This is a genomic window from Geodermatophilus sp. SYSU D01036, assembly GCF_054050435.1.
In genome coordinates, this window is sequence record NZ_JBJGZJ010000013.1 from 14,534 (window position 1) to 35,995 (window position 21,462).

A 21,462-nucleotide genomic window follows, 5' to 3' on the forward strand; every position below is an offset into this window, starting at 1 on the left:
TCACAGGTAAGCGTGGCCTAAGTCACTCCGCCGTTGACAGACTCCGCCGCGGAGCGCCCGTGGAGCCGGGCGCGATCGCCTGCTGCAACGGAGCGGAGGATCCATGACCCAGGTCAGCATGAGGGTCGACGGCGTGACCTACACCGACGAGGTCGAACCCCGGACCCTGCTGGTCCACCACCTGCGCGAGGCCCTCGGCAAGGTGGGCACCGTCGTCGGCTGCGACACCAGCAACTGCGGCGCCTGCACCGTGCACCTGGACGGGCAGGCCGTGAAGTCCTGCACCGTCCTCGCCGTCCAGGCCGACGGCGCCGAGGTCACCACCATCGAGGGCATCGGCAGCGAGGGCGCCCTGCACCCGGTGCAGAAGGCCTTCCACGAGATGCACGGTCTCCAGTGCGGCTTCTGCACGCCCGGGATGATCATGGCCTCGATCGACCTGCTGAAGGAGAACCCGAGCCCCAGCGAGACCGAGGTCCGCGAGGGCATCGAGGGCAACCTCTGCCGCTGTACCGGCTACCAGAACATCGTCCGCGCGGTGCAGCAGGCCGCGGGGGAGATGTCCGGCTCCTCCGAGACCCTGGGAGCGCAGGCATGACCGTCACCGAGGACGCGGCCACCACCCAGACCCCGGCCCCGGACAAGGAGGTCGGGAAGGCCCGCCGCCGCAAGGAGGACGCCCGCCTCATCACCGGGCGCACCACCTGGACCGACAACATGGTCCTGCCCGGGATGCTGCACCTCAGCGTCGTGCGCAGCCCCGTGGCGCACGCCCGCATCACCGCCATCGACGTCTCCGCGGCCAAGGAGGCCCCCGGCGTCGTCGCGGTGTTCACCGGCCGCGACCTCGCCGACGAGCAGGGCTCCATCCCCTGCGCCTGGCCGGTCACGCCGGACATGAAGAACCCCGGCCACCCCTCGATCGCCGTCGACGCCGTGAACCACGTCGGCGAGGCGGTGGCGGTCATCGTCGCCCGCTCGCGCACCGCGGCCGCCGACGCCGTCGAGCTGGTCGACGTCGACTACGAGACGCTGCCGCCGGTCCTCGACATGGAGGAGGCCGTCCGCGACGGCGCCGAGCTGGTGCACGACGAGCTCGGCACCAACACCAGCTACCACTTCGTCTTCGACGCCGGCGAGGCCGGCACGGGCGTGGACACCGAGCAGGCCTTCGCCGACGCCGAGGTCGTCGTCAGCCGGCGGTTCGTCAACCAGCGGCTGATCCCGGCGTTCATGGAGCCGCGGTCGGTCGTCGTCCAGCCCCAGGGCGAGAACTTCACGCTGTGGTCGGCCACCCAGATCCCGCACGTGCTGCGCGTGATGCTGGCGATGGTCACCGGCATCCCGGAGCACAAGCTGCGCGTCGTCGCCCCCGACGTCGGCGGCGGCTTCGGCGGCAAGCTGCAGGTCAACCCCGAGGAGGTCCTCGCGCTGCTGATCGCGCGCCACCTCGGCAAGCCGGTCAAGTGGACCGAGACCCGCAGCGAGTCGCTGATGACCGCCCACCACGGCCGCGACCAGATCCAGTACATCGACATCGCCGCCACTCGGGAGGGCGACGTCAAGGGCCTGCGCGTGCGGCTGCTCGCCGACATGGGCGCCTACCTGCGGCTGATCACCCCGGGCGTGCCGGCGCTGGGCGCGTTCATGTTCCCCGGCATCTACAAGTTCCCGGCCTACCGCTTCGAGTGCGACGGCGTCTTCACCAACAAGGTCCCCACCGACGCCTACCGCGGCGCCGGCCGGCCCGAGGCCACCTTCGCCGTCGAGCGGATCATGGACGAGCTCGCCGTCGAGCTCGGGATGGACCCGCTGGAGCTGCGGCGGAGGAACTGGATCGACGCCGCGGAGTTCCCGTTCACCACCGTCGCCGGCCTCGAGTACGACAGCGGCGACTACGACTCGGCCACCCAGCAGGCCCTGGAGCTGCTCGGTTACGACGAGCTGCGCGAGGAGCAGCGCCGCCGGCGGGAGTCGAACGACCCGGTGCAGCTGGGCATCGGCTTCTCCACCTTCACCGAGATGTGCGGCCTGGCACCCTCCCGGGTGCTCGGCTCGCTGTCCTACGGCGCGGGCGGCTGGGAGTCGGCGTCGATCCGGATGCTGCCCACCGGCAAGGTCGAGGTGGTCACCGGCTCGACGCCGCACGGCCAGGGCCACGAGACGGCGTGGAGCCAGCTGGTCGCCGACCAGCTCGGCGTGCCGTTCGAGGACGTCGAGGTGCTGCACGGCGACACCGCCGTCTCGCACAAGGGCATGGACACCTACGGCTCGCGCTCGCTGGTCGTCGGCGGCACCGCGGTGGTCAAGGCGGCCGACAAGGTGATCGCCAAGGCCCGCCGGGTCGCCGCGCACCTGCTCGAGGCCAACGAGGACGACCTGGACTTCTCCGGCGGGAAGTTCACCGTCCGCGGGACGCCGGGCACCGGGATGTCGATCCAGGAGATCGCGCTCGCCGTCTTCGCCGCGCACGACTACCCCGAGGACATCGAGCCCTCGATCGACGCGGACGCGACCTTCGACCCGGTCAACTTCTCCTTCCCGCACGGCACGCACGTGTGCGCGATGGAGGTCGACACCGAGACCGGGTTCGTGAAGATCCGCAAGTACGCCTGCGTCGACGACGTCGGCACGATCGTCAACCCGCTCATCGTCGAGGGGCAGGTGCACGGCGGCCTGGCCCAGGGCATCGCGCAGGCGCTGTACGAGGAGGCCGTCTACGACGCCGACGGCAACCTCACCACCGGCACGTTCGTCGACTACCTGGTCCCCTCGGCCGCCGACCTGCCGCACTTCGACACCGGCAACACCGTGCACGTGGCGCCGGGCAACCCGATCGGCGCCAAGGGCGTGGGCGAGGCCGGCTGCATCGCCAGCACCCCGGCGGTGGTCAACGCCGCGCTCGACGCCGTCCGGCACCTCGGCGTGGAGGACATCCGGATGCCGCTGACCCCGGAGCGGGTGTGGCGGGCCATCCACGAGGGCGGCGACGGCGGGGACCGGGCCACGGCCGGGTCCAACGCCTACGGCGGCGCCCAGACCGAGACCACCGCCGGTGTCTCGACCCCCCAGTCCGCTCTCGGAGGTGACCGGTGATCTGCCGATACGACGAAGGAGTAGAGCCGTGATCCCCGCCCCGTTCGAGTACGTCCGGCCGACGACGGTCGAGGAGGCCGTCCAGGCGGTCGCCGAGGGCGGCGAGGACGTCAAGGTCATGGCCGGCGGGCAGTCGCTCATCCCGGTCATGCGGCTGCGCCTGGCCGCGCCGGAGACGATCGTCGACCTCGGCCGGGTGGCGGAGATGCGCGGCGTCCGCGAGGAGGGCGACTCCCTCGTCATCGGCGCGATGACCACGCACGCCGACGTCCTCACCGACCCGCTGATCGCGCAGCACGCGAAGCTCATCGCGGAGGCGACCGAGACGGTGGCCGACCGGCAGACCCGCCGGCGCGGCACCTTCGGCGGCGCCCTGGCGCACGCCGACCCGGCCGGTGACCTGCCGGCGGTGGCCCTCGCGCTGGACGCCGAGATGGTCATCGCCGGGCCGGGCGGGCGCCGGACGGTGCCCGCGCGGGAGTTCTTCGTCGACTACCTGACCACCGCCCTCGACGAGGGGGAGGTCCTGGTCGAGATCCGGGTGCCGAAGCTGGCCGGCGACTGGGGCGTGCGCTACGAGAAGTTCAACCGCGTGGCGCAGGCGTGGTCGATCGTCGCGGTCGCCGCGGCGGTGCGGCGCGAGAACGGGCACATCGCCGAGGCACGGATCGGGCTGACCAACATGGGCCCGACCCCGCTGCGGGCGTCGGCCACCGAGGCCGCGCTGTCCGGCGCCGCCGCGTCCCCGGACACGGTGGCCTCCGCGGCGCGGTCGGCGGCCGAGGGCACCAGCCCGAGCAGCGACCTCAACGCCCAGGCCGACTACCGCGAGCACCTCGCGCAGGTGCTCACCCGCCGCGCGGTCACCGCCGCCGCCGGGCTGTAGCGTCCGGCACAACCCCGGCTCCCGCCCGTCCCCTCGGCCGGCCCGCCCTCCCGGGCGGACCGGCCGAGGTCCGTTCCCACCCCGGAGGTCGCACCGTGCAGCTGGAGAACTCGTTCACCGTCCCCGTGCCCGTCGACGAGGCCTGGCGGGTCCTGCTCGACATCGAGCGGATCGCGCCGTGCATGCCCGGAGCCGCGCTCGACTCGGTCTCCGGTGACGACTTCACCGGCCGGGTCAAGGTCAAGCTCGGCCCGATCAACCTGACCTACCAGGGCAAGGCGTCGTTCGTGGAGAAGGACGAGGCCGCGCACCGCGCCGTCATCGACGCGCGCGGCAAGGACCAGCGGGGCAACGGGACGGCGGCGGCCGTCATCACCGCCCGGCTCCAGGGCGAGGGGACGACGACGCGGGTCGACGTCCTCACCGACCTCAACATCACCGGCCGCCCGGCCCAGTTCGGCCGCGGCGTCATGACCGACGTCGGCAACAAGCTGCTCGGCCAGTTCGCCGACAAGCTCGCCGCCCAGCTGGCCACCGGCGACGACGTGACCGTGGACCGGGCGGCGGCCGCCGAGCAGCAGGAGCCGACCGTCGCCGGGACGGTCGCCGCCACCGCGGCGGGGGCCGCCGAGGAGGTCGCCCAGTCGGTCGAGCAGGTGCCCGGCGACAACGCGGTCGCGGAGAAGGTGCGCCAGACCGGCACCGCCGCGCGGGAGGCCGCGGCGTCCGCGACGGAGGCCGCGCGGAAGCCGGGGAAGAAGTCGCCGACGAAGAAGGCCGCCGCGGCGTCGTCCCCGTCGCCCACGGAGACCGCGCCGATCACCGCCCCGGTCACCGGCGCCACCGACACCGTCTCGATCCCCGCGGTGTCGGACACCGCGCCGGCCGCGTCCGACGCCGCCCCGGCGGCCTCGGACACCGCGCCGGCCGCCGCGGTCGGCGGGCCGGTGCCGAGCACGCCGCCGTCGCGGAACACCGCCCCGCCGAGCCGGCCGGGCACCGGCGCCCCGCCGCGCAGCACCCCGGCCGCGACCCCGGTGCGCCCCCAGCCGGCCGCGGAGCCCGAGCCGATCGACCTGCTCGAGGTGGCCGGCGGCGCCGCGCTCGCCCGCTACGCCGGTCCCGGCGCCGCCGTCCTCGCGGTGCTGCTGCTCATCCTGTTCGCCGCCCGCCGCCGTCGTTCCTGAGCGCCGGGCGCCGGCGAGGAGCCGCGGGCGCGTTGATCATCGAGTTGTCGCCGCCGACACGCGCGGGCGCGCCACTGCGAGCGGCAACGTCTCGATGGTCACGCCGGCGGCATGTGCGTCGGTGGGCGGAGGCGGGTGTCAGCCCCGCCCGCTGTGTTGATCATCGGACGCGTGCACGGTGTTGCGGCGTGTCCGGCCGTGTCCCGTGCACGCGGCCGATGATCGACTCCTGACGGCGGCCAGCTCCTCCAGCCAGGTCAGCGCGGCGGCGGCCACCGCCTCGGGCGCCTTCCCCAGCGAGTGGTCGCCCGGCACCGCGGACACGGTGGCCACCGGGACGCCGTCCAGCGCCGCGACGACCTCCGCGGGCCGGCCGAACGCGTCGGTCTCCCCCTGCACCACGACCAGCGGCACGCCGGCGCCGGTCAGCTCGCCCGCGCGGCTGCGCTCGGGCCGGCCCGGCGGGTGCAGCGGGAACGCCAGCGCCAGCACGCCGTCCGCCCCCAGCGCCGTCGCCGTCCGGCAGGCCACCCGGGCGCCGGCGCTGCGCCCGCCGAACACCAGCGGGCCGGTCAGCGCGCCGCCGGCCCGCAGCGCCTCCACCACCGCGGTCCAGGCGACGTCCAGGCGCGGCGGGGCGGGTGCGATCCGCTTGCCGGCCACCCGCCACGGCTGCTCCACCCGCAGCACCCGCCAGCCCGCCGCGGCAGCAGCGGTCGTGACGGCGACCAGGTCGGCCGACCCGGCGCCCCCGCCGGCGCCGTGCCCGAGCACGAGGGTGCCGCGGGCGCCGTCGGCCGGTCCGTCGGCGTGCACCGCGGCCGGGCCGAGCGGGGTGCCGACCGGTGCGGGGGAGCTCACCGGGCCAGCAGCGCGTCGACCGCCCCCGCGAGGCCCGGGGCGACGACGGCCGGCGCGGGGTAGCCCGGCGGGTAGACGCGCTCGCTGCGCGGGAACCACGCCCCGGTGAGGCCGGCGCGCTCGGCGCCCAGCACGTCCCAGCCGTGCGCGGCCACCAGCGCCATCCGCGACGGCTCGACCCCGCAGGCGCCCGCGGCCCACAGGTAGGCCTCGCGGGAGGGCTTCCAGGCGCGCACGGTCTCGCTGGTCAGCGTCCGCTCGACCAGCGGGGTGACCCCGCCCCGCTCCAGCCCCGCCTCGGCGACGCCGGGGGAGCCGTGCGACAGCGTCACCACGCGCACGCCGGCGTCGTGGAGACGGCGCAGCGCGGGCTCGACGTCCGGGTGCGGCGACAGCTCGAGGAAGGCGTCGGCGACCTCCGCGCGGGCGCCGTCGGGCAGGTCGGTGAGCTGGGCCAGCGCCGAGTCGAAGGCGGCGCGGAAGGGCAGCCAGACGCCGGCCACCGTGGCGGCCGTCCCGGTGTGCAGGGTGCGGCCGAACACGGTGGGCAGCAGCCCCGCGGGCTGTCCGTGCTCGACGAGCGCGGCGCCGACGGGGGAGAGGTCGAGCAGCGTCTCGTTGACGTCGAACGCGACGACCTCGGGGCGCGTCACGCGGCGGGGAGGTCGCCGGCGCCGCGCCGGTCCTCGGCACGGCCCGCGGTGGTCTGCCGCCGCCGGTGGTGGCGGATGTCCTTCACCCGCTTGTAGACCAGGTAGCCCACCGCCAGGACGACGACGGCGACGACGACGTAGTCGAGGTAGTGCAGGTTGGCCTCGATGAAGTCGCGGGCCAGCCAGCCCAGCGTCACCAGGACGGTGTTCCAGATGAGGCTGCCGGCCGCGGAGTAGAGGAGGAACTGGCCGAACGGCATCCGCACCACGCCCGCGGGCACGGAGATGAAGCTGCGCACGATCGGCACCATGCGGCCGAAGAACACCGCGGAGCGGCCGTGCCGCTCGAACCAGGCGAAGGTCTTGTCGACGTCGGCGGTCTCGACCAGCGGCAGCCGGTCGAGGAACGCGTGCGAGCGGCGCGGGCCCAGCGCCCGGCCGACGTAGTAGAAGAAGATCGCCCCCAGGATCGAGCCGATCGTCGCGCAGCCGACCACCGCGACGAACGCCCACGGGCTGTCGATGAGCACACCGGCCGCCCCGAGGACCGCCTCGCTGGGGATCGGCGGGATGACCGTCTCCAGCAGGATGCTGAAGCCGACGCCGATCGGACCCAGCGAGTCCACGAGCGACAGCAGCCAGGCGGTGAGCCCACCCTGGTCGGGGGACGCTGCGGCGGCCAGGAAGGACATGGCTCCCACGGTACGGGCGGGGCCTGGACGTCGCCCGGACCTGCGGGGCGCTGCCCGGACGGCCGGGACGGATGGGGCTAGCGTGCCGCCATGCGCCAGCGACTCACCGCCCGGGCCGTCGTCGTGGGGGACCGGGCGGGCACGGTCGTGCCGGACGCCGTCGTCGACGTCGAGGACGGGCGCATCGCGTGGGCCGGCGCGGCCGCCGACGCCCCGCCGGCCGGGGACGCCGAGGTCGTGGCGCTGCCCGGCCTGCTCGTGCCGGGGCTGGTGAACGCCCACTCGCACGCGGCGATGGTGCTGTTCCGCGGGCAGGGCGAGGGGCTGCCGCTGGACCGCTGGCTGCGCGAGGTGATGTGGCCGCGGGAGGCGCGGCTGACCGGCGACGACGTCGAGGTGGCGATGACCGCCGCGTCGGCGGAGATGCTGCGCGGCGGGGTCACCACCAGCGTGGAGATGTACTTCTCGCCCGAGCGGATCGCCGCGGCGGTCGGGGCCACCGGCGCCCGGGCGGTGGTCGCGGCGCCGATGGTGCCGCTGCCGGGCCTGCCGCCGCTGGAGGAGCAGATGGCCGCAGCGGTCGACCTGGCCGGGCACGCCGACGCGGACGGCCTGGTGGAGTTCGGCCTGGGCCCGCACGCGGCCTACACCGTCCCGCTGCCCCTGCTGCGCCGCGCCGCCGAGCTCACCCGCGAGCACGGGATGCTGCTGCACCTGCACGTGGCCGAGACCGCCACCGAGGGCGCCGGCCTGCTCGCGGCGCACGGGCTGTCGGTGCCCGCGCTGCTGGCCGCGCACGACGTCCTGGGCGGGCGGGTGCTGGCCGCGCACTGCGTACACCTCGACGACGCCGACCTGGAGCTGTGGGCCGAGTACGACGTCGCGGTCGCGCACTGCCCGGCCAGCAACGCCAAGCTCGCCAGCGGCATCGCGCCGGTGCGGGCGATGCTCGACCGCCGGGTCCGGGTGGGCCTGGGCACCGACGGGCCGGCGTCCAACGACGGGCTGGACCTGCTCGCCGACGTCCGCCTGGCCGCGGGGCTGGCCCGGCTGCGCGAGTCCTCGGCCACGGCGCTGACCGCCGCGGAGGCGTTCTGGCTGGCCACCGGCGGGGCCGCCGCGGCGATCGGCCGCCCCGACCTCGGCCAGGTCGAGGCGGGCCGGCGCGCCGACCTCGTGCACGTGGACACCCGCGACCTCGGCTTCGAGCCGGTCGGGGACCAGACCGACCTGCTCACCCACCTGGTCTGGTCGGGCGCCTCCCGGCTGGTCCGCGACGTCTGGGTCGGCGGCCGGCAGGTGGTCGCCGGCGGCGCGGTGACCACCGTGGACGTGGACGCGCTGCGCACCGAGGTCGCCGGGCGGGCGGCCCGGCTGGCCCGCTAGGACCGCGGGGTGGGGCCGGTCCAGGTGTAGAGGTGGCCGTCGACGACGACGGTCACCCAGCCCTCGCACAGCAGCGCCGGCTCGCCGGTGAGGTCGGGCCAGGTGCCGCCGCCGTCCCACGGCATCCCCGGCCGCGGCAGCGGCGTGCAGTCCTCGGATGGGACGGTGCCGGGCGGGAGGGCCATGTCGGCCCGGACGCTGCCGTCGGCCGGGCCGTACGCCTCACCCGGCTGGACGACGGTGACCTCGGAGCCGGCCGCGCGGGTCCACCACGGCACGGTGTCCTCCGGCGCCCCGGCGGCCTCGGCGACCGCGACCGTCCCCGCCGGCGTGCCCAGGACCACCTTCGCCGCCGTGCCGGGCACCGCGGGCCTCCTCTCGTCGGGCCACCGGCCGGTGGCGGGACGAGCCTCGGCCCGGAGGCCCTGCGCGGGCGTCGGCGCCCGGGCTGATCCCGCCGAGGGCCGGCCGTCCACCCGGGGGAGGACCCGGGGGTGCGACGCGGGCTGGAGGACCGGGCCGCGCGGCGGTTGACTGCGGCGCATGGTGGCGTCCCTGCGGGTCCTGACCTTCAACGTGCTCGGGCCGGCCAACCCGGACTGGGCGCGGCGCAGCGAGCTGATCGGGGAGACGCTGCGCGCGCTGGACGCCGACGTCGTCGCGCTGCAGGAGGTGCCCGTCGCCGACGGCACCGTCGAGGAGTTGCTCGGCCCCGGGTGTCACGTGACCCCCTTCTCCCGGGCCGCCGACGACGGGGTGGGCGGTGTGCTGGCCACGCGGGCGCCGCACCGCGTGGTCGAGGAGGTCGACCAGCGCTGCACGGAGCGGGCGGGCGACCTCCCGTGGTGCGCGACGCTGCTCGCCGAGGTGGACACCGCGGTCGGCCGCGTGCTGGTCGCCCACCACAAGCCGAGCTGGCAGTTCGGCTACGAGGTGGAGCGCGAGCAGCAGGCGCTGGCCGCCGCGCGGGCGGTCGAGCGCCGGGCCGGCGGTGTGGACCACGCCGTCCTCCTGGGCGACCTCGACGCCACCCCGGACGCCGCCAGCACGCAGTTCCTGCGCGGACGCCGGTCGCTGGACGGGACGAGCGTGTGCTTCCAGGACGCCTGGGAGACCCTGCACCCGGCCGACCCCGGGTTCACCTTCGACGCCCGGAACCCGCTGGTGCGGGCGGGGGAGGTGGCCACCGCGGTGAGCCGGCGCATCGACTGGGTGCTGGTGCGCAGCGGTGTGCACGGGCCGACGCTGCAGGTCCGCTCCTGCGCCCGGGTGCTCGACGAGCCGGTGGCCGGCGTGTGGGCCAGCGACCACTCCGGCGTCGTCGCCGACCTCGACCTGCCCGGCCACCCGCCGGGTTCGTGGGCTCCTCAACCGAACGGTTGACAAGCGTGGGCAGGAGGTCCTACCGTCGTTCTCAACCGAGAGGTTGAAGAAGGAGGTCGCAGGTGACGGCGGATCCGCTCTCCCGGGTGTTCGCGGCGCTGGCCGACCCGACGCGGCGCGACATGGTCGCGCGGCTGGCGGTCGGTGACGCGACGGTGGGCGAGCTCGCCGCCCCCTACGACGTGACCGTGCAGGCGGTCTCCAAGCACCTGAAGGTGCTCGAGGACGCCGGCCTGGTCAGCCGCAGCCGGGAGGCCCAGCGCCGCCCGGTGCACCTGGAGGCGGAGGTGTTCGACCTGATGACGAAGTGGATCGAGCGCTACCGGCGCCAGGCCGAGGAGCGCTACAGCCGCCTCGACGACGTCCTCCGGTCCCTGCCGGAGGACGCAGCCCCACGAGAGGAGAACCGGTCATGACCACCAGCACGCGTCAGACGCAGATCGCCGCCGACCCCGAGGTCCCGCTGATCCGCATCACCCGCGAGTTCGACGCCCCGCCCGCCAAGGTGTTCCGCGCGCACACCGACCCGGACCTGCTCGTGCGGTGGATGGGCCCGCGCGGGCTGGAGATGCGCATCGACCACTACGACTGCCGCACCGGCGGCTCCTACCGCTACGTGCACAGCGACGCGAACGGCGAGTACGGGTTCCACGGCTCCTTCCACGAGGTCCGGCCCGACGAGCTGATCGTGCAGACGTTCACCTTCGAGGGGCAGCCCGACGGCGTCGCCCTGGAGAAGCTCGTGCTCGAGGACCTCGGCGACGGCCGCACCCGGCTCACCGCCACCTCGCTGTGCGACTCGTTCGCCGACCGCGACGCGATGCTCGCCAGCGGCATGGAGGTCGGCGTCGTCGAGGGCTACGAGCGGCTCGACGAGGTGCTCGCCCGTGGCTGAGCGCGCCCTGGAGATGAAGCTCGAGCTCGTACCGATCCCGGTCGCCGACGTCGACCGGGCGAAGGCCTTCTACGCCGACCGGCTGGGCTTCACCGTCGACGTCGACGTGCGACCGGCCGACGGCGTGCGGGTCGTCCAGCTGACCCCGCTGGGTTCGGCCTGCTCCGTCGGCTTCGGCACCGGCCTGGCGGCCTACGAGGGCACTCCCGGCTCGGTCCGGGCGCTGCACCTCGTCGTCCCGGACATCGAGCAGGCCCGTGCGGACCTGGTGGGCCGCGGTGCCGACGTCGGGCCCGTGGTGGACGTGGGAGGCGGGGTGAAGTACGCGGCGATCACCGACCCGGACGGCAACACCCTGACCCTGCAGGAGATGGCCTGGCGGACGGGCGACGCCTTCTAGGTGCGACGCCTTCTAGGTGCGACGCCTTCCAGGTGCGCAGCCTCCTAGGCGCGCAGCGAGATCGTCTCCCCGCGCACGACGGTCCGCAGCTGCCCGGGCGCCCGCCGCTCGGCGACCTCCCGCACGAAGTCGCCGAGCGGCGAGGCGAACCGGTCGTAGTCGTCGTAGTGCACCGGCACGGTCACCGGCGGCTTCAGCAGCTCGACCAGGTCGGCGCCCTGCCGGCCGTCCATGGTCACGGTGACGCCCAGCGCCTTCGTGCCGCCCAGGTGCGGGACGACGACGTCGAGCGGCCCGCAGCGCTCCAGCACCTCGCCCAGCCACGGCCGGAACAGCGTGTCCCCGGTGATGTACCCGCGCCAGGACACCTCGCCGTCGCGGAGCAGCTCCAGCACGCTGCCCATCACCGGCGGCAGCACCTTGGCCAGCGGGCCGGGGCCGTGGACGCCGGGCACCGAGGTGATCCGCAGCCTCTCCTCGCCGCGGGCGAGCTGGTGCACCTGCCAGGGCCGCAGGTCCGCGGTGGCCGAGAAGCCGCGCGAGGACAGCGTGCGCGCGGCCGCCGGCGTGGTGACGACCGGCGTGGCCTTGTCGATCGTCGCGTAGGCGACCCGGTCCCAGTGGTCGCCGTGCAGGTGGGACAGCAGGACGGCGTCGAGGTCGGGCAGGTCCTCGGGCAGCAGCGCCGGGTCGGTCAGCCGCTTCGCGAACAGCCCCTTGCCCAGGTAGACCCGCTCGCCGCGCCGGACGAAGTTCGGGTCGGTGAGCAGGGTGAACCCGCCCAGCCGCAGCAGCGTCGTCGCGTTGCCGCCGAAGGTGAGGGTGACGTCGGCGGCGCTCTCGTCGGTGGGCGCGGAGCTGCGGTCGGCGCTGCCCGGGTCGGCGGTCATGTCCCGGCGGCTACCCGTCAGCCGTCGTCCTGCAACCCCGGCCGGCCTTGTCGGCGGGTCCGTGGCCGCGGGAGGGTGCCTCCGGGGAGGACCCGTCGCAGGAGCCAGGAGGAGCCCCGATGAGCCAGGTCGATCCGTCCGTCCCGCCGAGCGGCACCGGCTGCGCCGACTGCGACGCCACCGGCGGCTGGTGGTTCCACCTGCGCCGGTGCGCAGCCTGCGGCCACGTCGGCTGCTGCGACTCCTCGCCGTCGCAGCACGCCTCGGCGCACGCCGCGGCCACCGGGCACCGGGTCGCGCAGAGCTTCGAGCCCGGTGAGGACTGGACGTGGGACTACGTCGCCGGGGAGTTCGGCGGGGACCTCCGGCTGGCGCCGCCGACCTCGCACCCGGTGGGCCAGCCGGCGCCGGGGCCCGCCGGCCGGGTGCCCGCGGACTGGCAGCGCCACCTGCACCACTGAGGGCCGGGCGGGGAGGGCCCGGCTGGTAGACAGGGGCGGTGGTGTCGTCCCGGGACGTCGACGAGTCCTTCCTCGCCCTGCCCCTGTCCGCGCTCACCGAGGCGGCGCTGACCCGAGCGGTCGACCTCGGCTGCGAGCACGCCGACATCCGGGTGGAGCGCATCCGCACCCAGTCGATCAGCCTGCGCGACGCGCGGCTGGAGGCGCTGGCCGACGGCGAGGACCTCGGCCTGGCCGTCCGCGTGGTGCACGAGGGCACCTGGGGGTTCGCCGCGGGCGTCGTCCTCACCGCGGCCGAGGCGGTGCGGCTGGCCGAGCAGGCGGTCGCCGTCGCGCAGGTGTCCGCGGCGCTGGCCACCGACCGGGTCGAGCTCGCGCCCGAGCCGCGGCACGAGGGCTCCTGGGTGTCCTCCTACGAGGTCGACCCCTTCGAGGTCCCCGACGCGGAGAAGACCGCGCTGCTCACCGAGCTGTCCGAGCGGCTGCTGGCCGCCGACGGCGTCGAGCACGTGCAGTCGAGCTGCATGCACGTCAAGGAGCAGAAGTACTACGCCGACACCAACGGCACCCGCACCCGCCAGCAGCGGGTGCGCATCACCCCGGAGTTCACCGCGCTCACCGTCGACCGCACCACCGGCGCGTTCGAGAGCATGCGGACCCTCGCCCCGCCGGTGGGCCGCGGCTGGGAGTACCTCACCGGGGACTCCTTCGACTGGGACGCCGAGCTCGCGCAGATCCCCGAGCTGCTGCGGGAGAAGACCAAGGCGCCGTCGGTGGAGCCGGGCCGCTACGACCTCGTCGTCGACCCGTCCAACCTGTGGCTGACCATCCACGAGTCCGTCGGCCACGCCACCGAGCTGGACCGGGCGCTGGGCTACGAGGCCGCCTACGCCGGCACGTCCTTCGCCACCGTCGACGGGCTGGGCAGCCTGCGCTACGGCTCGGAGCTCATGCAGGTCACCGGCGACCGGACCGTCGAGCACGGGCTGTCGAGCATCGGCTGGGACGACGAGGGCGTCGAGGCCCAGCAGTGGGACATCGTCCGCGACGGCGTGCTGGTCGGCTACCAGGTCGACCGCAACACCGCCCGGCTCGGCGGGATGGCCCGGTCCAACGGCTGCTCGTTCGCCGACTCGCCGCGGCACGTGCCGGTGCAGCGGATGGCCAACGTGTCGCTGCAGCCGGCCGCCGACGGCCCGGACCTCGCGGGGCTGATCGGCGGGGTCGAGCGCGGCATCTACGTCGTCGGCGACAAGAGCTGGTCGATCGACATGCAGCGCTACAACTTCCAGTTCACCGGCCAGCGCTTCTACCGGATCGAGGGCGGGCGGCTGGCCGGGCAGCTGCGCGACGTCGCCTACCAGGCCACGACGACGGACTTCTGGGGCTCGATGCGTGCCGTCGGCGGGCCCTCCACCCACCGCCTCGGCGGCGCGTTCAACTGCGGTAAGGCCCAGCCCGGGCAGGTCGCGCCGGTCAGCCACGGCTGCCCGGCCGCGCTCTTCGAGGGCGTCACCATCCTCAACACGGTCCAGGAGGGCGGGCGATGAGCCAGCTGACCGCGCAGCAGCTGGTCGAGAAGGCGCTGGCCGCCTCGACCGCCGACGGCTGCGTCGCCTACGTCGTCGAGAGCACCGAGGCCAACCTGCGGTGGGCGTCGAACAGCCTGACGACCAACGGGGCGATGCGCTCGCGCCAGGTCGTCGTCGTGTCGTTCGTCGACGGCGGGGCCGGGATGGCCACCGGCACGGTCGCGCGGACCGGCACGCCGGACGTCGCCGAGCTGGTCGCCGCCAGCGAGCAGGCCGCCCGGGACGCCGGCCCCGCCGAGGACGCGGTGCCGCTGATCGCCGAGACGCCGCCGGGCGCGGGGGACTGGGAGGCCGAGCCGGCCGAGACCTCGATCGAGGTGTTCGCCGAGTTCGCGCCGGCCCTCGGGGAGGCGTTCGGGGCCGCGCGCGACCGCGGCGACCTGCTGTTCGGCTACGCCGAGCACGCCCTGACGACGACGTACGTGGGCACCTCCACCGGCCTGCGGCTGCGCACCGACCAGCCCAGCGGCCGGGTGGAGCTCAACGGCAAGAGCACCGACTTCTCGCGGTCGGTGTGGTCCGGCGTCGGCACCCGCGACTTCCGCGACGTGTCGGTGGCCGACCTCGCCGCCGACGTGCAGCGCAAGCTCGGCTGGTCGCAGCGGCGGGTCGAGCTGCCGGCCGGGCGGTACGAGACGCTGCTGCCGCCGTCGGCCGTGAGCGACCTGATGATCTACGCCTACTGGACGATGGAGGCCCGGGATGCCGACGAGGGCCGCAACGTCTACGCCAAGGCCGGCGGCGGCAACCGGATCGGCGACCGGCTGGCCCAGCTCCCGCTGACCCTCCGCAGCGACCCGCACGCCCCCGGGCTGGAGACGGCGCCGTTCCAGGTGGTGAGCACCTCGTCCGGCTCGGCCAGCGTGTTCGACAACGGGATGGCGACGCCCGCCGTCGACTGGATCCGCGACGGCGTCCTCGCCAACCTGATCCGGCCGCGGGCCTGGGCGCTGAAGACGACCGCGCCCGCGGTGGCCGCCGTCGACAACCTGATCCTCGAGCAGCCCGGCGCGACGGCGTCGCTGGAGGACATGGTCGCCGCCACCGACCGCGGGCTGCTGCTGACCACGCTCTGGTACATCCGCGAGGTCGACCCGCAGACGCTGCTGCTCACCGGCCTGACCCGTGACGGCGTGTTCCTCGTCGAGGGCGGCGAGGTGACCGGCGCGGTGAACAACTTCCGGTGGAACGAGTCGCCGGTGGACCTGCTGGCGCGGATCGGCGAGGTCGGGCGCACCGAGCGGACCCTGCCGCGCGAGTGGAACGACTGGTTCACCCGCGCCGCGATGCCGCCGGTGCGCGTGCCGGACTTCAACATGAGCTCGGTGTCCCCGGCCAGCTAGGCGCCGTCGCCCCCGCTCCTGGGGGTCCACGCCGGCTCTTGCGGTGTCCCGCGTGCTCCTGCGGTGCTGCCATGCCGCGGGAGCACCGGGAACACCGCAGGAGGCCCACCTCCTGGGGCGTTCTCGCAGCGGCCCAGGAGTGCGCACTCGGCCCCCAGGAGCGGACCGCTGCGGCCGGTCCTTGCGCGTCGACGTCGGGTCCCGGACGGGGGCTCGTGGGACGGCTGTGGCGGCAGGAGTGAAACTGAGCACCTGTACCGCTCGGCTGCTGCCCTCAAACACGGATCCCGGATATTTTTCCGGCGGACCGCAGAGAGCCCCCGCTTCGCCGGGGGCGTCGAGGGGAGCACGCCATGACCCGCAACCAGAAGCCCTCGGTGTTCCAGGTGGGCAAGATCTGGGACGACGGCCGCACGATCGTCGTCTCCGGGTGGGGCATCGGGCTGTGCGCCTCCGCCTGCGCCTGTCACCGTTCGCCGATGGGCGGGCACCTCGCCATCGACGAGGACCAGGCCGGCGGCACGCTGGGCCTGCGCTGCTTCGACGAGGACGGCTGCGACTGCTGCGAGCCGTGGACCGCCGACGAGCTGTCCGCCGTCCTGCGGGACCTGCAGCGCGTCGCCGGGCTCGACGCCGAGGAGCCGCTCGCCGGCTGACGGCGAGGCCGCAGCCAGACCGATCCGCGGGGCGGGCGCCGTTCGGCCCCCCCCCCCCCGCCCCCCCCCCCCCCCCCCCCCCCCCCCCCCCCCCCCCCCCCCCCCCCCCCCCCCCCCCCCCCCCCCCCCCCCCCCCCCCCCCCCCGCGGGGTATGCGGACCCCGTGCTGGGACGAGCGGCTGTGCGCGGAGCCCTGGCCGGTCTGGCCGGCACCGCGGCGATGACCCTGGCCACGAAGGCCGAGCAGCAGGTGACCGGCCGGCCGGACTCCTACGTGCCGGCCCGCACGCTCACCGCGCTGACCACCCGGCGGCGGCCGCCCGGGTCCGAGCGGCCGTTCGTGCGCAACCACCTCATGCACTGGGGCACCGGCGCCGCCGTCGGTGCGCTGCGGGGGATCTGGTCGGCCAGCGGCCTGCGCGGCTGGCGCGCCTCGGTCTGGCACGCCTCCATCCGGCTGGCCACCGACCAGACGCTGGAGAACGCCACCGGCGTCGGCGACCCGCCGTGGACCTGGTCGCGGCAGGACCGCGTCGTCGACGTCGCCGGCAAGACCCTCTACTCGCTCGTCACCGGTGCGGTGTCCGACGCGCTGGTCCCGCTCGCCCCCGACCGCCGCCGCAGCACCTCCCCCTGACAGGACCGGCCCGGTCGTGGAACGGCCGGGACGGGTGGGGCGGACGGGACGCAGGAGGTCACGCCCGCCCCGGGCACCGCGCGCCCTGCACACGCTCCGCTGACGACCTCCCTACGGTCCGTACCGACGAGACCAGGGGGAGCGCCGCCGGGAGGCGGCAGGGGGAGGCCGATCGTGCAGCGCAACCGGACGACGGGACGGCGCTGGACGGGTGCGGTCGTCGCCGCCACCGGCCTGGTGGCCCTCGTGCTCGCCCCCTCGTCCGCCTCCGCCGAGCCCGGCACACCGCCGGCCACCGCCGCGGAGGCCGCGCAGCTGGTCGAGGAGGCCGGCCGGCAGCTGACCGCCCTCGACGAGCAGGTGCACCAGGCCGAGCTCGCGGTCGCCGCGCAGCAGCAGGCCGCCACCGCCGCCGACGCGGCCGCCGACACCGCCGAGGCGACGCTCGCGCAGTACGCCCCGGCCATCCGCGCCATCGCGCAGAGCGGCTACACCGGCACCACCCGGTCCCGTCTGGCCGCCTTCCTGGGCAGCGACTCCGCCGACGACCTCGTCGCCCAGATGACCATGATCGACCTCATCGCCGAGCACACCGACGGCGTCCTCACCGAGGTGGCCGCCGCCCAGGCCGCGGCCGAGCAGGCCCGGGCCGACGCCGACGCCGCGGCCGCCGAGGCCACCACCGCGCTGACCGTCCTGAGCGACCAGCAGGCGCAGGTCCGGGCGCAGGCCGACGCGTACGAGGCCGACTTCGAGCGGCTGACGGCCGCCGAGCAGGCCCGCGTCACCACCGCGCTGGCCGGCCCGGTCCTCGACGCGCCGTCGGCGGCCGCCGCCGCGGCCGCCGCCCCCGGCCCCGCCGCCGCGATCGCCGTGCAGACGGCGCTGGCGCAGATCGGCGACCCCTACGTGTGGGGCGCCTCGGGGCCCGACGGCTTCGACTGCTCCGGGCTGACCTCCTACGCCTACGCCGCCGCCGGCATCGCGCTGCCGCACTCCAGCAAGGCGCAGTCGACGCTGGGGACGCCGGTGGCGCGGGCGGACCTCCTGCCCGGCGACATCGTCTACTTCTACTCGCCGGTCAGCCACGTCGGCCTCTACATCGGCGACGGCAAGATGGTGCACGCGCGCACCTACGGCCAGCCGGTCGCGGTGACCAGCGTCGACCAGTCCGGCTACCGCGGCGCCGTCCGCGTCGCCTGACGCCGCCGCGCGCTGACCCCCGCGGCGGGCCGTACCGTTGCCTGCCGTGACCCGGGCACTGCCGCGTGAGGAACCCGCCCTGCGGCCCGAGGCCATCGGCTTCCTCGACTCGCTCGTCATCGGCCTGGCCGCGACGTCGCCGGCCTACTCGCTGGCGGCGGTCATCGGGCCCGTCGTCGCCCTGGTCGGGGTGCACGCCCCCGGGGTCATGCTCGCGTCGTTCGTCCCGATGCTGCTCATCGCCGGGGCGTTCGCCGCGCTCAACCGTGCCGACCCCGACTGCGGGACCACGTTCTCCTGGGTGACCCGCGCGTTCGGCCCCACGGCGGGCTGGATCGGCGGATGGGCGATCACGATGACCGGCGTCCTGGTGGTCGGGTCGCTGGCCGAGGTCGGCGTCCGGTTCACCCTGCTCGTGCTCGGCCTGGACGCCCTGGCCGACTCCACGCCCGCGGTCGTCGCGCTGAGCGTGCTGCTGGTCGTCGTCATGTCGGCGATCTGCGTGCTCGGCACCGAGATCTCCGCCCGGCTGCAGAACGGGCTGATCCTCGCCCAGACCGCGGCGCTGCTGGTGTTCGCCGTCGTCGCGGTCGTCCGCGGCGTCCGGGGCGACTCGCCGTTCGGCGGGCTGACGCCGTCCTGGGACTGGCTGGACCCCTTCGGCGCCGGCGGCGCCGCGCTCACCGGCGGCCTCCTGCTCGGCGTCTTCGCCTACTGGGGCTGGGAGTCGGCGGTCAACCTGACCGAGGAGACCACCGACTCGCGAGTCGCCCCCGGCCGGGCGGGCGTGCTGGCCACGGTGGTCCTGCTGCTCACCTACGTCGGTGTCGCGGTCGCCGTCGTCTCCTTCGCCGGGACCTCCTTGCTGGCGGGCAACGCCGACGAGGAGGAGGCGGTCTTCGCGCTGCTGTCCACGCAGGCGCTGGGCGGCTGGGACTGGGTGGTGCTGGCCGCCGTCGCCACCTCGGCGATCGCCTCCACCCAGACGACGATCATCCCGGCCTCGCGCACCGGCCTGTCCATGGCGCGGCGGGCGGCGCTGCCGGCGCGGTTCGGGTCGGTGTCCGAGCGGTTCCGGACGCCGGACGTGTCCACCTGGTGGGTCGCCGGTGTGGCGATCGCCTGGTACGTGGGCGTGCACCTGGTCAGCGAGAACGCGCTGTTCGACTCGATCACCGCGCTGTCGCTGCTGATCGCGCTGTACTACGCGCTCACCGGCCTGGCCTGCGCCTGGTACTTCCGCCGCCGGCTGGCCCGCAGCGTGCGCGACGCGCTGCTGCTGGGCGTCGGGCCGCTGGTCGGCGCGGCGATGCTCGGCTGGCTGCTGGTGCTGTCCGTGCGCGACCTCGCCGACCCGGAGAACAGCTACACCGGCCAGGCCTGGCTCGGTCTCGGCCCGCCGCTGGTGATCGGCGTCGGGATCATGGTCGCCGGGGTCGTGCTCATGCTGCTGTGGCGGTGGCGCGACGCCCGCTTCTGGCGCGAGCGCCCCGGCGTCGCCCCCCAGGACGCGGATCCCCTGGCGGACTGAGCGTTCACCCCGGTGTCCCCGGGCCTCCTGCAGGGGCCCGCCGCGAGCGGGCGAGCGGTGGGGGGGGGGGCAGGAGGATCCTCTCAGTGGGGTGTGCGGCCCTCCGCGAGCATCGCGACCAGGGCCGCGATCCGCTTCGCCCGCGTGGCCGGGCTCGCGGCGGTGTGCACCCGCCAGAGGACGGCGTAGCGGTTGGTGCCGTCGAGCGCCGCGAACGCCTCCTGCGCGGCGGGCTCGGCGGCCAGCGCCGCGGCGAGGTCGTCGGGGACGGTGATGGTGGCCGGGCCCGCGTAGGCCCGGTCCCAGCGGCCGTCCGCCTGCGCCGCCTCCACCTGCGCCAGGCCGGCCGGGCGCATCCGGCCGGCGGCCACGAGGTCGGCGACGATGCCGACGTTCTTCTGCGACCACACGCTGCGCGGCCGCCGCGGCGTGACCCGGGTCAGGTACCAGTGCCCGTCCACGCTGTTGCTGCGGCCGTCGATCCAGCCGAAGCACAGCAGCGACTCGACCATCTCGTCGCGGGTCAGCGACGGCACGCCCGCGCCCTTCTTCGCCAGCTTCACGTAGACGCCCGGTGCGGTGGCGTGCTCGGCCTCCAGCCACGCCTCGAACGCCGCCTGGTCGGGGAAGCTCAGCACCGGGAGGTCGGTCGGCAGGGTCATCCCAGCCCGCCCCGCAGCACCTCCGCCGCCTGCGCGAGCGACCGCATCTTGCCCTCGGCGGAGGTCCGCGGCAGGTACTTGAGGCCGCAGTCGGAGGTGAGGACCAGCCGGTCGACGTCGACGTCGTCGAGGGCCCGCCGCACGCGGTCGGCCACCACCTCCGGCGTCTCCACCTCCGGCGTGGACAGGTCCAGGACGCCGAGCGCGATGCCCTTGCCGCGCAGCGGCCGCAGCTGGGCCGGGTCCAGGTGCGCCTGCGCCGTCTCCACCGACACCGTGTCGACCGGGGTGTCGGCCAGCTCGGGCAGGAACGAGTAGCCCTCCGGGCGCTCGCTCACCATGGCCGCGTAGCCGAAGCACAGGTGCAGGTGCACGGGGCCGGGCGCGCCCTCGACCGCGCGGGTCACCGCCTCGGCGCCGTACCGGCGAGCCACCTCCGGCCGGGCCTGCAGCCACGGCTCGTCGATCTGGACGACGTCGGCGCCCGCGGCGAACAGGTCGGCGATCTCCTCGCGGACGACGTCGGCGTAGGCCAGCGCCAGGGCCCGGTCGTCGCCGTAGTGCTCGTCGGCGGCCTGCTGGGCCATGGTGAACGGGCCGGGCAGCGTGATCTTGACCGGCCGGTCGGTGGCGGCGCGGAGGAAGCGCACGTCGCGGGCCTGGATCGGGCCGCGGCGGCGGAGCTCGCCGACCACCCGCGGGACGGGGATCGGCTTCCCGGAGCGGTTGAGCACGGTGCCGGGGGTGTCGACGTCGACGCCGTCGAGCGCGGTGGCGAAGTGGTTGGAGTAGGACTCCCGCCGCTGCTCGCCGTCGCCGACCAGGTCCAGGCCGGCCGCCTCCTGGGCGCGCACCGCCAGCAGCGTCGCGTCGTCCTGCGCCTCCTCGAGCAGCTCCGGCGCCGGCCGCCACAGCTCCCGGGCGCGCACCCGGGGCGGGAACTGGTGCGCCAGGCGCTCGTGGTCGATGAGCCACCCGGGCTGGGGCAGGCTCCCGACGACCGTGGTGGGCAGCGGCGGCAGGGAAGCGGGCACGGGGTGATCCTGCC

Annotated in this window: 23 protein-coding genes; 16 read left to right on the forward strand and 7 right to left on the reverse strand. The window is 75.3% G+C overall.

The window, feature by feature from the left end; genetic code table 11:
• Positions 1-103: 103 nt before the first annotated feature.
• The 4 genes from ACI8AR_RS14110 (at position 104) to ACI8AR_RS14125 (ending at position 5,169) form a co-directional block, all read left to right on the forward strand.
• Positions 104-598, forward strand: coding sequence for a (2Fe-2S)-binding protein (locus ACI8AR_RS14110; RefSeq protein ID WP_456937581.1), 495 nt, complete (start codon positions 104-106; stop codon positions 596-598).
• On the forward strand, positions 595-3,096 hold the full coding sequence (locus ACI8AR_RS14115; protein ID WP_457051586.1) for a xanthine dehydrogenase family protein molybdopterin-binding subunit: 2,502 nt from the start codon (positions 595-597) through the stop codon (positions 3,094-3,096). The genes ACI8AR_RS14110 and ACI8AR_RS14115 overlap by 4 nt, the downstream gene beginning before the upstream one ends.
• 28 nt (positions 3,097-3,124) lie before the next feature.
• Positions 3,125-3,982 carry an FAD binding domain-containing protein gene (locus ACI8AR_RS14120; RefSeq protein ID WP_456937583.1) on the forward strand — a complete coding sequence of 286 codons (858 nt, stop codon included), beginning with the start codon at positions 3,125-3,127 and terminating at the stop codon, positions 3,980-3,982.
• Between the two features lie 95 nt (positions 3,983-4,077).
• A complete protein-coding gene (locus tag ACI8AR_RS14125) occupies positions 4,078-5,169 on the forward strand; it encodes an SRPBCC domain-containing protein (RefSeq protein WP_457051587.1) in 1,092 nt (363 codons plus the stop codon).
• Positions 5,170-5,307: 138 nt separating this feature from the next.
• Here ACI8AR_RS14125 and ACI8AR_RS14130 read toward each other — a convergent pair whose 3' ends face one another.
• Genes ACI8AR_RS14130 through ACI8AR_RS14140 form a run of 3 tightly spaced genes read right to left on the reverse strand, consistent with a single transcriptional unit; the run spans position 5,308 to position 7,375 of the window.
• Positions 5,308-6,030 carry an alpha/beta hydrolase family protein gene (locus tag ACI8AR_RS14130; RefSeq protein WP_457051588.1) on the reverse strand — a complete coding sequence of 241 codons (723 nt, stop codon included), beginning with the start codon at positions 6,028-6,030 and terminating at the stop codon, positions 5,308-5,310.
• Positions 6,027-6,683 (reverse strand): HAD family hydrolase, encoded by a 657-nt coding sequence (locus ACI8AR_RS14135; protein ID WP_457051589.1) that lies wholly within the window; start codon positions 6,681-6,683, stop codon positions 6,027-6,029. The genes ACI8AR_RS14130 and ACI8AR_RS14135 overlap by 4 nt, the downstream gene beginning before the upstream one ends.
• Positions 6,680-7,375: a DedA family protein gene (locus ACI8AR_RS14140; RefSeq protein WP_457051590.1), complete on the reverse strand. Its 696-nt coding sequence runs from the start codon at positions 7,373-7,375 to the stop codon at positions 6,680-6,682. The genes ACI8AR_RS14135 and ACI8AR_RS14140 overlap by 4 nt, the downstream gene beginning before the upstream one ends.
• Before the next feature lie 90 nt (positions 7,376-7,465).
• Between ACI8AR_RS14140 and ACI8AR_RS14145 the strand changes: the two genes are divergently transcribed.
• The gene (locus tag ACI8AR_RS14145; RefSeq protein ID WP_457051591.1) at positions 7,466-8,761 is read left to right on the forward strand and encodes an amidohydrolase family protein; all 1,296 of its coding nucleotides are present in this window, start codon (positions 7,466-7,468) and stop codon (positions 8,759-8,761) included.
• Here the strand turns inward: ACI8AR_RS14145 and ACI8AR_RS14150 are convergent.
• Positions 8,758-9,126, reverse strand: coding sequence for a hypothetical protein (locus tag ACI8AR_RS14150; RefSeq protein WP_457051592.1), 369 nt, complete (start codon positions 9,124-9,126; stop codon positions 8,758-8,760). The two genes, ACI8AR_RS14145 and ACI8AR_RS14150, sit on opposite strands and share 4 nt — an antisense overlap.
• A gap of 178 nt (positions 9,127-9,304) precedes the next feature.
• Here ACI8AR_RS14150 and ACI8AR_RS14155 point away from each other — a divergent pair, with 178 nt between their 5' ends.
• From ACI8AR_RS14155 to ACI8AR_RS14170, 4 genes are all read left to right on the forward strand, one after another.
• Positions 9,305-10,144: an endonuclease/exonuclease/phosphatase family protein gene (locus ACI8AR_RS14155; protein WP_457051593.1), complete on the forward strand. Its 840-nt coding sequence runs from the start codon at positions 9,305-9,307 to the stop codon at positions 10,142-10,144.
• Between the two features lie 62 nt (positions 10,145-10,206).
• Complete coding sequence (locus ACI8AR_RS14160; protein ID WP_456929944.1) at positions 10,207-10,560, forward strand: ArsR/SmtB family transcription factor; 354 nt, start codon at positions 10,207-10,209, stop codon at positions 10,558-10,560.
• The gene (locus ACI8AR_RS14165; RefSeq protein ID WP_457051594.1) at positions 10,557-11,039 is read left to right on the forward strand and encodes an SRPBCC family protein; all 483 of its coding nucleotides are present in this window, start codon (positions 10,557-10,559) and stop codon (positions 11,037-11,039) included. Before ACI8AR_RS14160 ends, ACI8AR_RS14165 begins: the two co-directional genes overlap by 4 nt.
• A complete protein-coding gene (locus ACI8AR_RS14170; RefSeq protein WP_457051595.1) occupies positions 11,032-11,439 on the forward strand; it encodes a VOC family protein in 408 nt (135 codons plus the stop codon). Before ACI8AR_RS14165 ends, ACI8AR_RS14170 begins: the two co-directional genes overlap by 8 nt.
• Positions 11,440-11,483: 44 nt before the next feature.
• Here the strand turns inward: ACI8AR_RS14170 and ACI8AR_RS14175 are convergent, their stop codons facing one another.
• The gene (locus tag ACI8AR_RS14175; protein WP_457051596.1) at positions 11,484-12,329 is read right to left on the reverse strand and encodes an MBL fold metallo-hydrolase; all 846 of its coding nucleotides are present in this window, start codon (positions 12,327-12,329) and stop codon (positions 11,484-11,486) included.
• 119 nt (positions 12,330-12,448) lie between these two features.
• Here ACI8AR_RS14175 and ACI8AR_RS14180 point away from each other — a divergent pair, with 119 nt between their 5' ends.
• The 7 genes from ACI8AR_RS14180 (at position 12,449) to ACI8AR_RS14210 (ending at position 19,752) form a co-directional block, all read left to right on the forward strand.
• A complete protein-coding gene (locus tag ACI8AR_RS14180) occupies positions 12,449-12,790 on the forward strand; it encodes a UBP-type zinc finger domain-containing protein (RefSeq protein ID WP_456937594.1) in 342 nt (113 codons plus the stop codon).
• 38 nt (positions 12,791-12,828) lie between these two features.
• Positions 12,829-14,340, forward strand: a complete 1,512-nt coding sequence (locus tag ACI8AR_RS14185) for a TldD/PmbA family protein (protein ID WP_457051597.1) — start codon at positions 12,829-12,831, stop codon at positions 14,338-14,340.
• Positions 14,337-15,725: a metallopeptidase TldD-related protein gene (locus ACI8AR_RS14190; protein ID WP_457051598.1), complete on the forward strand. Its 1,389-nt coding sequence runs from the start codon at positions 14,337-14,339 to the stop codon at positions 15,723-15,725. The genes ACI8AR_RS14185 and ACI8AR_RS14190 overlap by 4 nt, the downstream gene beginning before the upstream one ends.
• 353 nt (positions 15,726-16,078) lie before the next feature.
• Positions 16,079-16,381, forward strand: coding sequence for a hypothetical protein (locus ACI8AR_RS14195; protein WP_387992366.1), 303 nt, complete (start codon positions 16,079-16,081; stop codon positions 16,379-16,381).
• Positions 16,382-16,562: 181 nt separating this feature from the next.
• Complete coding sequence (locus ACI8AR_RS14200) at positions 16,563-17,018, forward strand: hypothetical protein (protein ID WP_457051599.1); 456 nt, start codon at positions 16,563-16,565, stop codon at positions 17,016-17,018.
• 174 nt (positions 17,019-17,192) lie between these two features.
• Positions 17,193-18,221 carry a C40 family peptidase gene (locus ACI8AR_RS14205; protein ID WP_457051600.1) on the forward strand — a complete coding sequence of 343 codons (1,029 nt, stop codon included), beginning with the start codon at positions 17,193-17,195 and terminating at the stop codon, positions 18,219-18,221.
• A gap of 46 nt (positions 18,222-18,267) precedes the next feature.
• Positions 18,268-19,752: an APC family permease gene (locus ACI8AR_RS14210; protein ID WP_457051601.1), complete on the forward strand. Its 1,485-nt coding sequence runs from the start codon at positions 18,268-18,270 to the stop codon at positions 19,750-19,752.
• 83 nt (positions 19,753-19,835) lie between these two features.
• On the opposite strand, the gene ACI8AR_RS14215 is transcribed toward ACI8AR_RS14210, so the two are convergent.
• Complete coding sequence (locus tag ACI8AR_RS14215; RefSeq protein ID WP_457051602.1) at positions 19,836-20,414, reverse strand: YdeI/OmpD-associated family protein; 579 nt, start codon at positions 20,412-20,414, stop codon at positions 19,836-19,838.
• On the reverse strand, positions 20,411-21,448 hold the full coding sequence (locus ACI8AR_RS14220) for a uroporphyrinogen decarboxylase family protein (protein ID WP_457051603.1): 1,038 nt from the start codon (positions 21,446-21,448) through the stop codon (positions 20,411-20,413). The genes ACI8AR_RS14215 and ACI8AR_RS14220 overlap by 4 nt, the downstream gene beginning before the upstream one ends.
• Positions 21,449-21,462: the final 14 nt, after the last annotated feature.